Source organism: Rhodococcus sp. NPDC060090 (assembly GCF_042729855.1).
GTDB lineage: Bacteria > Actinomycetota > Actinomycetes > Mycobacteriales > Mycobacteriaceae > Rhodococcus.
In genome coordinates, this window is record NZ_JBHWXB010000003.1 from 1 (window position 1) to 13,721 (window position 13,721).

The window sequence follows — 13,721 nt, forward strand, 5'->3', positions numbered from 1 at the left end:
TTTTTTATCAACCACCCCCCCCCCGCGCCCGCTTACCGTCCCCCGGGCGCCCCCCCCCGCCCCCCGCTAGGTGGGGGGGGTTTGGCCTTCTTCTTGGGGGGGGCCCCCCCCCCCCCCCACGACACTACTCGTGGCGCCGGTGGTTACGGCTCGAGCGGTGGCCACGCCGGCCTGGTGAAGGAAGGGTCCTGACATGTTCGGACGACGACGCAAGAACCGCACCGACCACACCACTGACGCAACGACCGACGAATTCGAACGCATCGAGGGTTCCTACGCGGGCGACCACTCCGACGACGCTGCGTTTGCCGACGGTGGCCCGTACGACATCGACGAGATCGGTGAGGACGAGGTCGGAACATCACGACTGGACCTCGGCTCGGTGCTCGTCCCGATTCCTCAGGGGGGCCAGATCCAGGTGGAGATGGCTCCCAACGGAAACCCGCAGGCCGTGCATCTGGTGACACAGCACGGTCGGATCACCGTCGCCGCCTATGCTGCGCCCAAGTCGCCCGGCCAGTGGCGTGAAGTGGCCGCCGAACTTTCCGAGACACTGCGCAACGACAATGCGACCGTGAGCATGGAGACCGGACCGTGGGGCCGAGAGCTGCACGGGAGCACGCCGAACGCCGACATGCGGTTCATCGGCGTCGACGGCTACCGATGGATGATCCGCTGCGTCGCTGCGGGTCCGGCAGGAGCCGCTGAGGCGAATTCGCCACTGATCGCGGCGGCACACACGGTGCTCGCCGACACCGTCGTGCGACGAGGTGCGGAACCCCACCCGGTCCGCACACCGCTCCCGGTGGTCCTTCCCCAGGCGCTCGCCGATCAGCTCGCCGCTGCCGCTGCGCAGCAACAACAACAGCAACAGGCGGCGCGGCAGGCCGGTGGACAACAGCAGGGGCAGGTCAGGCCGCAGCAGCAGGGAGCACCGGCGGCGGGACAGCAGGTTCCTCCCGCACGCCCGCAGCCGCGTCCCCGCACGGGCGGGTCGGGTTCGGCCATGCAGCAACTGGGTTTCTGACACCACAGTTGTCATACCGGCGCGGTGCGCCACTCATGCCGGCGCGGTGGCCTTCTTCACCAGAAATGCCTCGTCGAGTGCCCCGAGGCAACGCTCGCCCAGTACTGCCGGATCGGTGCCGACGTCGTCCAAGGTGACGGTCGCCAGGGCCGCGAACGGAAGCTCGGTAGCCCATGTGCGCCCCACAGCGAGTGGATGTACCGCATCGTCGACCGCGGCGGCGATACCGACGGGCACTGTCACCGAGCGCAGTCCGTCGACGTCGAGTGCCCGGTAACCCGCGGCCTCGTCGAGCGCATCGGGGAGGTCCGGCCACTGGGCGCGCCACGAACGTGACAGTGTGGCGCCAAGCCACGCGGGGCTCGACTCGACCATGGCGGCGGTGACGGACTCGAGGCCGTGAGCACGGAGCTGCGATGCCGTCCACCGGGCGCTGGCAGCGGCGGGGGAGTTGTCGGGCGTCCCGGTCCAGGCGGGGAGAGCTGCGAGCACACCGACCGCGAGCTCCGGGTGCAGTGCAGCCCAGTGCAGCGCAACGGCTGCTCCGATGGAGACACCACCGACGAGGACGGGGCCGTCGAGGGCTGCGCGGTCCATTGCCGCCCAGTAGCTCGCGACCACACCGCGAGGATCCGGTTCGACCGCAGCGGTGGCAATCTCGCGCCGCTGTAGTGGGTCGGCGAAGGCTTGGTGGGCGAACCGGGCATCGGACCCCGTCCCCGGTAGGACCACTGCGGTGATGGCGGTGTCGTACGGGGAGGCTGCAGAATCTCGCGACATGGATGAGATCCTGCCGAATCCATTCGATGGAGGTCGACCCGGTGTGGTTGTCTGCCCAGCGGATCGGTCTACAGTGGCGGACGAAGGAAGTGTCGCGGCGCGAGACCCGTGCCGCCCGTTTCAGGAGCGCACTATGGCATCCGCCGCAGCCGGATACATCCGCCGGCTCACTCGTCGCCTCACCGAGGATCTCGAAGAACTCGATGCGGAGGAGATGGCCGAATCATCACACGCGACGGGAGCGCTACCCGTCGTGTCCTGTACCCGGGGGCAGGAAGTGACGATGTTCGGGCGACTGAGAAGCGTGGAATCCGCTTCGAAGGCTGCTTCAGCCTCGGTCGAGGCGGAGTTCTTCGACGGTACCGATTCGATCCTGCTCGTGTGGATCGGGCGTCGGCGTATCCCCGGTATCGAACCGGGTAAGACTCTGCAGGTTCGCGGCCGGGTCGGCGAGCGAGGCGGCCGCAAGGTCATCTACAACCCGTACTACGAGCTCAGAGAGCCGGCCTGAACGACGTCCACGTTGCTCGGCGGAAAGGCCGGGCGCCCAAGTGTGGCACCCTCGTAGACGTGAGCGATACCAGCCGGCAGACCCTTCTCGAACAACTCGGTGGACTCAGCGGGTTGGTGTATTCGACACTGCCCGTGCTGGTGTTCGTTCCGATCAACAGCGTGTGGGGTCTGACTGCCGCGATCTGGTCTGCGATTGCGGTCGCGTGCGGTGTCCTGGTGTGGCGACTGATCCGACGGACACCCATCCAGCCCGCCATCTCCGGGTTCATGGGCGTGGCCCTATGTGCGTTCATCGCGCACCGAACGGGCGACGCCAAGGGATATTTCCTGTTCGGCATCTACGCGAGCCTGATCTACGGTGGCGCATTCGTGCTGTCGGTGCTGGTGCGACGACCTCTTGTCGGCGTGATCTGGGGGATGCTCAACGGTCAGGCCGCGCGCTGGCGTGCCCATCGCGACGCTGTGCGTGTCTACGACATCGCGACTGCAGCGTGGGCGCTGGTGTTCATTGCGCGCTATCTCGTGCAGAACCACCTCTATGACGAGGATCAGACCGGGTGGCTCGCCGCCGCTCGAATCGGTATGGGATGGCCGTTGACGGCGCTGGCGCTGCTCGTGACGTTCTGGGCGGTCAGGAAGGCCGACCGGATCGTGGAGCCGGCGGTGGACGAAGACCCGTCGGACACGGACACTGAGGGCAGGCCCGGCATGGACACTGAGGGCAGGCCCGGCATGGACACTGAGGGCAGGCCCGGCACGGACACTGCAGCGGACGTGGGTGCCGTACGCGACACGCCCCCGCGGCACGACAAGCGTTAGCGCTCGATCAGGGCGCGAAGCTCGTCTTCGACTTCCTCTGCGGCGACGAACAGTAGTTCGTCACCGCCCTCGAGCGGATCGTCCGCCTGTGGCACGATCACCCGGTCACCGCGCAGGATCGTCACGAGCGCGACGTCGCGGGGAAGCGCGAGCTTGCGGACCGGCTTGCCTGCCAGCGCGGTCGTGTCCGGCAACGTGATCTCGACGAGGTTCGCACCTTTGCGCAGTGTCATCAGCCGAACGAGATCGCCCACCGAGACTGCTTCTTCGACGAGGGATGCCAGCATCCTCGGTGTGGACACGGCCACGTCGACGCCCCACGACTCGTCGAACAGCCATTCGTTGCGCGGGTCGTTGACCCGGGCCACGACACGCGCGACACCGAATTCCGTGGTGGCAAGCAGACTCAGCACGAGGTTGGCCTTGTCGTCGCCCGTTGCCGCGATCACGACGTCGTACCGTTCGAGTCCTGCGCTCTCGAGCAGGCTGAGTTCGCAGGCATCGCCGTGGACCCATTTCGCATCGGGCACGGACTCGGGGTCGACGTGATCGAGTTTGCGTTCGACGAGCATCACCTCGTGCTCGTTACGCAGTAGTTCGCGGGCGATGGAACGTCCGACCGCGCCTGCACCTGCGATGACCACCTTCATCGGCATGTCCTCACTCGTCATTCTCGGCGGGGGGATTCTCGGCCAGCGCAATCGATTCGGCAACGGCTCCAGAGACCGCCGCGATGTAGACCTGGTCGTCGGCCTGGATGAGGGTTTTCCGGTCGGGGAGGACGCCCGCACCGAATCGGATGAGGAATGCGACCCGCGCGCCGGTGGCAGCCTCGAGATCGGTGATACGCCGGCCTACCCACTCCTCGTGGACATTGACTTCGCAGACCGCGACGGAGCCTGTCGGGTCACGCCAGCGCGCGTTCTCACTCTCGTGGGTCAGTGTGTGCAGGAGTCGATCGGTGGTCCAGGGCACCGTGGCGATGGTGGGAATCCCGAGCCGTTCGTACACGGCGGCGCGCTTTGCATCGTAGATCCGCGCGACGACACGTTCCACTCCGAATTTTTCGCGCGCGGTGCGCGCGGAGATGATGTTGGAGTTGTCCCCGGAGGAGACGGCGGCGAATGCGTCGGCACGCTCGATTCCGGCGTCGATCAGGACGTCACGATCGAATCCCATACCGACGACTGTGCGGCCGGGGAAGTCGTCGCCCAATCGGAGGAATGCCCCCGCCTCCCGGTCGATGACGGCCACGTCGTGACCGAGCCGGGTCAGGGCGGTGGCCACAGACGATCCCACCCGGCCGCAACCCATGACCACCACGTACACCGTGCACTCCGTTCGTCGGCCCGTCCTGCCGAACGGAAACCGTACCGCTCCGACGGCAACAGCGGGTGGAATGACCCTGACACCGGGTCGTGACGGACCGGGTACGGCTTAGGCTGGGCCCGTGTCCAAGCTTTCCACCGCCACGAAGCGGCTTCTGCTGGGTCGGCCGTTTCGAAGCGACACCCTCGGACACACCTTGCTCCCCAAGCGCATCGCCCTACCCGTGTTCGCATCCGATGCCCTGTCGTCCATCGCGTACGCGCCGGAGGAAATCTTCCTCGTCTTGTCGGTTGCGGGTTTGTCGGCGTACGCCTTCACCCCGTGGGTCGGGATCGCGGTCGCTGTGGTGCTCGTCATCGTGGTGGCCAGCTATCGCCAGAATGTGCGGGCCTACCCGTCGGGTGGTGGTGACTACGAGGTCGCGGCGAAGAATCTCGGGCCTCTCGCGGGGCTGACGGTCGGCAGTGCGCTGCTCGTCGACTACGTGCTGATTCTCGCGGTGTCGATTTCGTCGGCTGCCGCCAATATCGGCTCGGCGGTGCCCTTCGTCGCACAGAACAAGGTGCTGTTCGCGATCCTGGCGATCGGTGTTCTGACAGCCATGAATCTGCGGGGAATGCGAGAGGCCGGGACTGCGTTCGCGATCCCCACCTATGCATTCATGGCGGCGATGGCGATCATGATCGTCTGGGGTTTCGTGCAGATCTTCGTGCTCGGGCGCGACCTGCGCGCGGAGTCCGCCGATTTCGAACTCGTCGCGGAGCAAACGGATCTGACGGCGATCGCATTCGTGTTCCTCATCGCACGTGCGTTCTCGTCCGGCTGTGCCGCCCTCACGGGCGTGGAGGCGATCAGCACGGGAGTGCCTGCGTTCCGCAAGCCGAAAGCGCGCAATGCCGCGACGACACTTCTGTTGCTGGGTGCGGTGGCGGTGCCGCTGTTCCTCGGGGTCGTGTTCCTCGCGGGTCGGATCGGTGTCGTGGTGGCAGAGCATCCCACCACTCAGTTGAGGGGTGCGCCGGACGGATATGAGCAGAAGACGCTCGTCGCGCAACTCGCGCACGCGGTGTTCGCAGGTTTTCCCGTGGGTTTCTTCCTCGTCACCGTGGCCACCGCGTTGATCCTGTTGCTCGCGGCGAACACCGCGTTCAGCGGGTTTCCCGCACTGGCCTCGGTGCTGGCGCAGAATCGGTATCTGCCGCGGCAATTGCACACTCGCGGTGACAAGCTGGCATTCAGCAACGGGATTCTGTTCCTGTCCGGCGTGGCGGTCGTGTTCGTGTGGGTCTTCGATGCCCGGGTCACCCAGCTGATCCAGCTGTACATCGTCGGTGTTTTCGTCGCCTTCAGCCTCGGGCAGGCGGGCATGGTCCGGCACTGGACGCGGCATCTGGCGGTCGAAACCGATATCTCCGAGCGGAGACGGATGATGCGTTCCCGCGCGATCAACAGCCTCGGCTTCGTGGCCACCACGGTGGTGTTGGTCATCGTGCTGGCCACGAAGATTGCGGGTGGGGCGTGGATCGCGGTACTGATGATCCTGGCGATGTTCGGGCTGATGAAGGCGATCCGTCGTCACTACGAGAGCGTGGCCGCCGAGCTCGAAGCAGCCGAATGGGACGGTGTGCTGCCGAGTCGCACGCATTCGATCGTGTTGGTGTCGACGCTGCACATGCCGACGCGTCGGGCGCTGGCATTCGCGCGGGCGACGCGTCCCGACACGCTCGAGGCGATCACGGTCAACGTCGACGACGCGAGTACGCGTCAACTGGTCCGGGACTGGGATGCCAGCGACACCACGGTACCGTTGAAGGTCGTCGAGTCGCCGTATCGTGAGATCACCCGGCCGGTTCTGGACTACGTGCGACGCGTACGGCGGGATTCTCCGCGCGATGTCGTCACCGTGTTCATTCCGGAGTACGTGGTCGGGCACTGGTGGGAGCAGATTCTCCACAACCAGAGTGCCTTGAGATTGAAGAGCCGTCTGCTCTTCCAGCCGGGAGTGATGGTCACGAGTGTGCCGTGGCAGCTTCGCTCGTCTGCGAAGGTGCCGAAGGACCGGATCGACACTGTTCCCGGGGCGATCCGCCGCGGGTTGGAGAACGAAGCGGGTCACGAACCCGCGAAACAGGAGGAAGATCAGTGAGCCGCCAGGGGCAGCAGCGTGCAGGAACCGACTGGTCCGGGCAACGGATCGAGGTGATGCTCGGCAATCCCGCGCACGGCGGCTTCTGTGTCGCCCGCCACGAGGGACGTGTGGTGTTCGTCCGGCACGGCCTGCCGGGGGAGCGGGTGTTCGCGGTCGTCACCGAGGACCGCGGCGGCTCTTTCTGTTTCGCCGACGCGGTGGAAATCCTGGAAGCGTCGGATGATCGTGTGAATCGTGTGTGCCCCATCTCCGGCCCCGGCGGCGCGGGATGCTGCGACATGTCGCACGCGACGCCGACGGCGCAACGCGAGATCGCAGCGGCCGTGGTCGCTGAACAACTGCGTCGCCTCGGTGGTGTGGAGCGCGACGTTCTCGTCGAGGAAGTACCCGGCGGTGCGAGCGACGGTACGCGGTGGAGGTCCCGGGTGCGGTTGGCGGTCGACGCTGCGGGTACACCGGGATATCGGCGTTACCACAGTAACGACGTGGTGCCGGACCTCGGTTGCACGCAGATCGATCCGCGCGCGTACACCGACTTGGTCGAACACGTGTGGCAGCCGGGTGCCGACCTGCAGGTCGTCCTGGACGCGGACGGGCAGCGACACGTGGTGGAGATCGCACCGCCGGTGGTGTCGCGTACCGGTCGGCGCAGCCCGGGCAGGCGCGGGGCGTCGGCGAGGCGCGCTGCGGTGAATGCACCGCGCGCGGAGAAGGTGGTCGAGGGATCCGGTAGGCCGGTGGAGCGGGTCGGGTCGCGGGAATGGCGGGTGGCGGCCACCGGGTTCTGGCAGGCCCACCGCGGGTCCGCGCAGACGTACTCGACCGTGGTGAGCGAATGGGCCGACGCCGCAGCCGGTGGCACCGTGTGGGACCTCTACGGTGGAGTCGGCGTGTTCGCCGCGGCAGTGGCCGGTCAGGTCGGCGCGTCTGGGCGGATCGAGTCGGTGGAGTCGTCCCGGCAGGCAGTGGACGATGGTGCGGCTGCGCTTGCGGACCTGTCGCAAGTGTCGTTCCGGCACGGGCGGGTCGAGCGCGTCATCGGTGAGCTCGCGGAACCCGACGTGGTGATTCTCGATCCGCCGCGCGCAGGCGCAGGTAAGGACGTTGTCGCGGCGATAGCCGACGCGGCGCCCCGGCGCGTGATCCACGTCGGATGCGATCCGGCGTCGTTCGGGCGCGACGTGGGCCTCTATCGTGCCCAAGGCTTCGAGCTCGCGGATCTGCGGGCTTTCGCCGCATTCCCGTCGACGCACCACGTGGAGTGCCTCGCGCTGTTCACCCGCTGACGCTCGCCTCCTCCGTAACAGGGCTGTCCGATTCGCGAAGTAATTGCTTGCAGCATGCAACTAACTGTATAGTTGCATGCTGCAAGCAATTGACTCGTGTATTTCGGAGGTTCGCGTGACTGCTGTTCGAGCCGACACGGTGCACGCCCTGGCCGACGCAATCTTCCTGTTCGGCCGAACGCTACGCGCCGCGCTGACGCGTAGTGAGCCGGATCTCCTACCGAATGCCCTCGCCGCAGTGCTCTTCCTCCTGGCCCGCACCGGGCAGTGTCGTCCGAGTGAACTGGCCGCCGAGATGCACGTCGGTCAGTCGTCACTCAGCAGGCACATCGGTGAACTCGTGGATCGCGGATTCGTCGACCGGCATCCGGACCCCGACGACAAGCGAGCACACTTCGTGAGCTGTTCGTCCGCGGGCCTCGACATGCTGGCCGCCATTCGCGCTCGGCGCACCGAACGACTGGCCGCCCAGCTCGGCGACTGGAGCGAAGCGCAGGTCGCCGACGCTCTCGACGTCCTCGACCGACTCGACGCAGCCCTGCGCCCCATTGCCGCCACCGACGCGGCCACCACGATCGACGTACAAAGGACCTGTTCATGAGTACCACCGCAGTCACGGACGGCACTTCGCCGCCGCCCGGCACCGATCGGGACGCCGAGGCGCTCCTGACCCACCGCGAAATCCTCGCGATCCTCGCGGGCCTGCTCGCCGCATTGTTCACCGCATTGCTCAGCAGCACGATCGTCGCGACGGCGCTCCCGACGATCATCGCGGACCTGAAGGGCACCCAGACGCACTACGCATGGGTGATCACCGCAGCATTGCTCGCAAACGCCGCGTCCACCCCGATCTGGGGGAAGCTCTCCGACCTGTTCAACAAGAAGACGCTCGTCCAGCTGTCGATCCTGATCTTCGTCGGTGGATCCGTACTGGCCGGCGTCGCTCAGGACGTCAACGTCCTCCTCGGCGCACGCGTCATCCAGGGTATCGGCATGGGCGGTCTGACCGCGCTGGTCGTGGCGATCATCGGCAGTATCATTCCGCCGCGCGAACGCGGCCGGTACGCGGGATACATGGGTGCCGTCATGGCCGTGGCCATGTCGGGTGGTCCGGTGCTCGGCGGCGTGATCGTCGACAGCCCACTCGGGTGGCGCTGGTGCTTCTACGTGTGTGTCCCCCTCGCGGTCATCGCGTTGGTGCTTCTGCAGCGCACCCTGAAGATCGCGACGCAGCGCAAGACGAACGTGAAGATCGACTGGCTCGGTGCGACCTTGATCACCGCCGGTGTGAGCGTCCTGCTGATCTGGGTGTCGTTCGCAGGCAAGGAGGGCTACTACGAGTGGTTCTCCCTCGAGTCCGCCCTCTACGTCGCCGCCGGTCTGGGACTGCTCGCCGCGACCGTGTTCGTGGAATCGAAGGTTGCGGATCCGATCATCCCGCTGAAGATAATCACCGAGCGCACGACAGCGCTGGCGATCATCGCGTCGATCGCCGTCGGCGTCGGCCTGTTCGGTGCCACCACGTTCCTCACCCAGTACTTCCAGACGGCCAGGGGCTTCAGTCCGACCGCGGCGGGTCTGCTCACCATCCCGATGGTCGCGGGCACGTTGGTGTCGTCGATGGTGTCGGGACAGTTGATCACCCGGTTCGGCCATTGGAAGCCGTTCATCGTCGGCGGGGCCGTGCTCCAGTTCGTCGGGTTCGCGCTCCTCGGCACCCTCGACCACACCACCTCCTTGGTCGCCATCGGCATCTACATCGCAATCGTGGGTCTCGGCACCGGCATGCTGATGCAGAACCTCGTCCTCGCTGTGCAGAACACCGTGAGTGTGAAGAACATCGGTGCAGCGAGCAGTTCGGTCGCGTTCTTTCGCACGTTCGGCGGCGCCATCGGCGTGTCGATCCTCGGCTCGATCCTGGCGGCCCGTGTCTCCACTCTCTCCGCGGATGGATTCACGAAACTCGGAATCGACCCCTCCGCGTCGGGCGGTAGCAGCGCGGGCCTGGACCTCGATGCGCTCCCTGTGCCCGTCGCCGAGGTCGTGCATACCGCCTACGGAGACGCCACGGGTACGCTCTTTCTCGTAGCCGCCGGGTTCGCACTCGTTACTCTGGTGGCAGTGGTGCTCATCCCCAACCGTGAGTTGCGCACCACGATCGACATCGTCGACGAGGAGCCTGCGACCGACCGTCGTGCCCCGGCAGCCGAGGTGTAGCGAGACATCGAGCGAGGCGCACATGCGTCGCCCGTGCTGTACGTCTCGCGGGTGTGAGTGATGTGACGGTCCGAACCGTGCAACCGCTCCGTAGAATGCAGTAACTGCTCGCGCACCGTCGCGCGAATCATGATCCGGAGGGAGCTAGATCAGTTGGGTGTCCTGTCCCGCATCAAGTCGCCCGACGATGTGCGTCGCCTCACGCCGAGTGAGGTCACCGACCTCGCAGGTGAGATTCGCGGCTTCCTCGTCGAGAAGGTGGCGGCAACCGGGGGACACCTCGGCCCCAACCTCGGTGTGGTCGAGCTGACGCTCGCGTTGCACCGTGTGTTCGACTCGCCGCACGACCCGATCCTGTTCGACACCGGCCATCAGGCCTACGTCCACAAGATTCTCACCGGCCGCAAAGACGATTTCGATACGCTGCGACAGCGCGGTGGCCTGTCCGGATACCCGTGCCGGGCCGAGAGCGAGCACGACTGGATCGAGTCGTCGCACGCCTCTGCCGCGCTGTCCTACGCCGACGGTCTCGCGAAGGCATACGAGCTCAGCCGTCAGGACCGCACGGTCGTCGCGGTGGTCGGAGACGGAGCCCTCACCGGCGGAATGTGCTGGGAGGCGCTCAACAACATCGCAGCAGGCAGCACGCGCTCGCTGGTCATGGTGGTCAACGACAACGGACGCTCGTACGCTCCGACGATCGGTGGCCTCGCCGAGCACCTGGCGGCGCTGCGTCTGCGGCCCGGCTACGAGCGTGCGCTCGACAACGGTCGCCGCATGGTCAAGAAGATCCCGTGGCTCGGTGCCGTGGCGTACTCCGTGTTGCACGGGATGAAGTCCGGGATCAAGGATGTGGTGAGCCCGCAGGTGTTGTTCACCGATCTCGGGATCAAGTACCTCGGACCGGTCGACGGCCACGACGAGCCCGCGCTCGAGGCTGCCCTGCGCCACGCGAAGGCATACGGCGGACCGGTGATCGTGCACGCGGTCACCAGGAAGGGTGCAGGGTATGCGCCGGCCGAGAACCACAAGGCCGATCAGATGCACGCCACCGGTGTGATGGACCCGCGCACGGGACGCGCAACGTCGTCGTCGAAACCGGACTGGACGTCGGTGTTCTCGGACGAACTCATCGCCCGCGCCGAGACTCGCGACGACATCGTCGCGATCACCGCCGCGATGGCCGGACCGACAGGGCTTGCGAAGTTCGGTGATCGATTCCCCGACCGGACCTTCGACGTGGGGATCGCCGAGCAGCACGCGGTGACCTCCGCAGCGGGTCTGGCCCTCGGCGGTATGCACCCCGTCGTCGCGCTGTATTCCACGTTCCTCAACCGGGCGTTCGACCAGCTCCTCATGGATGTGGCCCTGTTGAAACAGCCTGTGACGTTGGTTCTCGATCGAGCCGGGATCACGGGCACGGACGGGGCGAGCCACAACGGCATGTGGGACATGTCTCTTCTCGGCATCGTCCCCGGGATTCGCGTGGCAGCGCCGCGCGACGGAGCCACCCTCCGCGAGGAACTCGCCGAAGCCCTCGACATCGACGACGGCCCGACCGTCCTACGGTTCCCGAAGGGCGCCGTCGGCGACGATATCCCGGCGATCGAACGACTCGACGGCACGGTCGATGTGCTGCGGATGCCCGAGGCTCGGACAGGGGATGTCCTGTTCGTCGCGGTGGGAGCATTCGCATCCTTGGCACTCGACGCGGCCGACCGCCTCGCCAAGCAGGGCATCACCGCCGCGGTCGTCGATCCACGGTGGGTGCTCCCGGTTCCCGCCGCGGTGACCGATCTGGCAGCCGGCTTCCGCATCGTCGTCACCGTCGAGGACGGCGGGGTGCACGGGGGCGTGGGCTCTGCGGTGTCGTCGGCATTGCGCAGCAACGACATCGACGTGCCGACGCGCGACATCGCAGTACCCCAGGAGTTCCTCGACCACGCCTCGCGTGGCGAGATCCATCAGGAGCTCGGGCTGACCGCGCAGGATGTCGCGCGTCAGGTCACCGGCTGGGTCGTGGGCCTCGACGATACTTCGGAGACGATCGCGCAACGCTGACTTTCACGTGCGCATATCCTCGAGTTCCATCCCCTTGGTCTCCGGGATCTTCGACTTGACGAAGAAGAAGGACAGCAGGGCGAAGAACGCGAACAACCCGTAGAGGAACCACAACCCGACCGACTCGGTCAGCGGTGGGAACGCCAGGGTGACGGCGAAGTTGGCGACCCAGTTGGCGGCGGTACTCAGACCGAGTGCCAGCGCTCGCATCCGGTTCGGGAACATCTCCCCGAGCATCACCCACATGATCGGGCCCCACGTGGCGGCGAAGAAGACCACAAACGTGTTGGCTCCGATGAGTGCGACCGCGCCCCACGGGGCGGGTAGCTGTAGGTCCTCTCCGCTCCCGGTCGCCTGTGAGAATGCGACGGCGGCGAGCAGAAGGCTGACGAACATGCCGATCGACCCCCCCATCAGCAGGGGGCGTCGGCCGATCTTGTCGACGAACAGGATCGCGACGAACGTCATGACGACATTGATGACGGCGGTGATCACGGATGTCGTGAACGACTGGTTCTCGCTGAACCCCACCGACTTCCACAGGGTCGTCGAATAGTAGAAGATCGCGTTGATGCCGACGAACTGCTGGAATACAGCCATCGTGATGCCGACCCACACCAGCGGTTGCAGCCCGAATGTCGGGCCACGGATGTCGTCCCACGACCGCGCTGTCTCGCGGCGCAGCGTCAGCCGGATCTCGGCCACACGTTCGTCCGGATGAAGGTCGCCGGTGACCTCGGCGAGAATCCGGGCGGCCTCCTCGTCGAGGTCCTTACCCACCAGGAAGCGCGGGGACTCCGGGATCATCAGAGCCAGTACGCCGTACACGATGGCGGGGACCACGCCCACGAGGAACATCCACCGCCACGCCTCCAGGGTCCACCACAGTTCGTTCGAGGCGCCGCCTGCGGCGTTCTGCAGGATCGCGTCGGACAGCAGAGCGGTGAAGATACCCAGCGTGATGGCGAGCTGTTGCAGCGACGCCAGGCTGCCGCGGTAACGCGCCGGTGCGATTTCCGAGATGTAGGTCGGCGCGATGACGGAGGCGATACCGATGCCGAGACCACCGAGCACGCGCCACAACATCAGGTCCGGGACGCTGAACGCGAGGCCCGAACCGATCGACGAGATGATGAACAGCGCAGAGCCGAGCAGCATGACCTTCTTGCGACCCCAACGGTCGGCGAGCTGGCCGGCGAACCAGGCACCGACGGCGCATCCGAGCAGGGCGATGGCGACAACGAATCCCGTGAAGAACGGTCCGAGCTCGAAATGCCCCTGGATGGAATCGACGGCTCCATTGATGACCGAGCTGTCGAAACCGAAGAGGAATCCACCGACCGCGGCGGCAATGGTCACGGCGATGACCTTGGCGACGTGTCCGTTCGAGGGCTGCGTCATGTGCACCTGCTCTCCGTGGGTACCGGCTTCGAAAGCGCTAGCGACAAACCGAATTCACGCTACGCCGTCGGGGCCCGCGCCGAGGGGGATCGAAGAACGAGGGGCGTGTCACCGACAGGTGACACGCCCCTCGTTCTCA

Annotated in this window: 12 protein-coding genes; 8 read left to right on the forward strand and 4 right to left on the reverse strand. The window is 66.3% G+C overall.

The window, feature by feature from the left end; all coding sequences use genetic code 11:
* Nucleotides 1-193 precede the first annotated feature (193 nt).
* Nucleotides 194-1,027 (forward strand): DUF3710 domain-containing protein, encoded by an 834-nt coding sequence (locus ACFWCF_RS04585; RefSeq protein ID WP_378557752.1) that lies wholly within the window; start codon nt 194-196, stop codon nt 1,025-1,027.
* 33 nt (nt 1,028-1,060) lie between these two features.
* Here the strand turns inward: ACFWCF_RS04585 and ACFWCF_RS04590 are convergent, their stop codons facing one another.
* Nucleotides 1,061-1,807, reverse strand: coding sequence for an alpha/beta hydrolase (locus ACFWCF_RS04590; RefSeq protein ID WP_378557755.1), 747 nt, complete (start codon nt 1,805-1,807; stop codon nt 1,061-1,063).
* A 133-nt stretch (nt 1,808-1,940) separates the two neighbouring features.
* Between ACFWCF_RS04590 and ACFWCF_RS04595 the strand changes: the two genes are divergently transcribed.
* On the forward strand, nt 1,941-2,318 hold the full coding sequence (locus ACFWCF_RS04595; RefSeq protein ID WP_378491151.1) for a DNA-binding protein: 378 nt from the start codon (nt 1,941-1,943) through the stop codon (nt 2,316-2,318).
* Between the two features lie 59 nt (nt 2,319-2,377).
* Complete coding sequence (locus tag ACFWCF_RS04600) at nt 2,378-3,139, forward strand: DUF3159 domain-containing protein (RefSeq protein WP_378557758.1); 762 nt, start codon at nt 2,378-2,380, stop codon at nt 3,137-3,139.
* Here the strand turns inward: ACFWCF_RS04600 and ACFWCF_RS04605 are convergent.
* Both ACFWCF_RS04605 and ACFWCF_RS04610 read right to left on the reverse strand, forming a co-directional pair.
* Nucleotides 3,136-3,789, reverse strand: coding sequence for a potassium channel family protein (locus ACFWCF_RS04605; RefSeq protein WP_378557761.1), 654 nt, complete (start codon nt 3,787-3,789; stop codon nt 3,136-3,138). The genes ACFWCF_RS04600 and ACFWCF_RS04605 overlap by 4 nt on opposite strands.
* A gap of 10 nt (nt 3,790-3,799) precedes the next feature.
* A complete protein-coding gene (locus ACFWCF_RS04610) occupies nt 3,800-4,468 on the reverse strand; it encodes a potassium channel family protein (protein ID WP_378557764.1) in 669 nt (222 codons plus the stop codon).
* 121 nt (nt 4,469-4,589) lie between these two features.
* Here ACFWCF_RS04610 and ACFWCF_RS04615 point away from each other — a divergent pair, with 121 nt between their 5' ends.
* The 5 genes from ACFWCF_RS04615 (at nt 4,590) to dxs (ending at nt 12,181) form a co-directional block, all read left to right on the forward strand.
* Nucleotides 4,590-6,614 carry an APC family permease gene (locus ACFWCF_RS04615; protein WP_378557767.1) on the forward strand — a complete coding sequence of 675 codons (2,025 nt, stop codon included), beginning with the start codon at nt 4,590-4,592 and terminating at the stop codon, nt 6,612-6,614.
* The gene (locus ACFWCF_RS04620) at nt 6,611-7,903 is read left to right on the forward strand and encodes a class I SAM-dependent RNA methyltransferase (RefSeq protein WP_378557769.1); all 1,293 of its coding nucleotides are present in this window, start codon (nt 6,611-6,613) and stop codon (nt 7,901-7,903) included. The genes ACFWCF_RS04615 and ACFWCF_RS04620 overlap by 4 nt, the downstream gene beginning before the upstream one ends.
* A gap of 115 nt (nt 7,904-8,018) precedes the next feature.
* The gene (locus ACFWCF_RS04625; protein ID WP_378491157.1) at nt 8,019-8,504 is read left to right on the forward strand and encodes a MarR family winged helix-turn-helix transcriptional regulator; all 486 of its coding nucleotides are present in this window, start codon (nt 8,019-8,021) and stop codon (nt 8,502-8,504) included.
* A complete protein-coding gene (locus ACFWCF_RS04630; RefSeq protein WP_378557771.1) occupies nt 8,501-10,120 on the forward strand; it encodes an MDR family MFS transporter in 1,620 nt (539 codons plus the stop codon). Before ACFWCF_RS04625 ends, ACFWCF_RS04630 begins: the two co-directional genes overlap by 4 nt.
* Nucleotides 10,121-10,273: 153 nt before the next feature.
* Nucleotides 10,274-12,181 (forward strand): 1-deoxy-D-xylulose-5-phosphate synthase, encoded by a 1,908-nt coding sequence (gene dxs, locus ACFWCF_RS04635; protein WP_378557774.1) that lies wholly within the window; start codon nt 10,274-10,276, stop codon nt 12,179-12,181.
* A gap of 3 nt (nt 12,182-12,184) precedes the next feature.
* Here dxs and ACFWCF_RS04640 read toward each other — a convergent pair whose 3' ends face one another.
* On the reverse strand, nt 12,185-13,582 hold the full coding sequence (locus tag ACFWCF_RS04640; protein ID WP_378557777.1) for a sugar porter family MFS transporter: 1,398 nt from the start codon (nt 13,580-13,582) through the stop codon (nt 12,185-12,187).
* Between the last annotated feature and the right edge of the window lie 139 nt (nt 13,583-13,721).

Coding starts and splice junctions, on each gene's coding strand:
- ACFWCF_RS04630 (WP_378557771.1), top strand. CDS start 8,501: ATGAGTACCACCGCAGTCACGGACGGCACTTCGCCGCCGCCCGGCACC.
- ACFWCF_RS04590 (WP_378557755.1), bottom strand. CDS start 1,807: ATGTCGCGAGATTCTGCAGCCTCCCCGTACGACACCGCCATCACCGCA.
- ACFWCF_RS04595 (WP_378491151.1), top strand. CDS start 1,941: ATGGCATCCGCCGCAGCCGGATACATCCGCCGGCTCACTCGTCGCCTC.
- ACFWCF_RS04640 (WP_378557777.1), bottom strand. CDS start 13,582: ATGACGCAGCCCTCGAACGGACACGTCGCCAAGGTCATCGCCGTGACC.
- ACFWCF_RS04585 (WP_378557752.1), top strand. CDS start 194: ATGTTCGGACGACGACGCAAGAACCGCACCGACCACACCACTGACGCA.
- ACFWCF_RS04605 (WP_378557761.1), bottom strand. CDS start 3,789: ATGAAGGTGGTCATCGCAGGTGCAGGCGCGGTCGGACGTTCCATCGCC.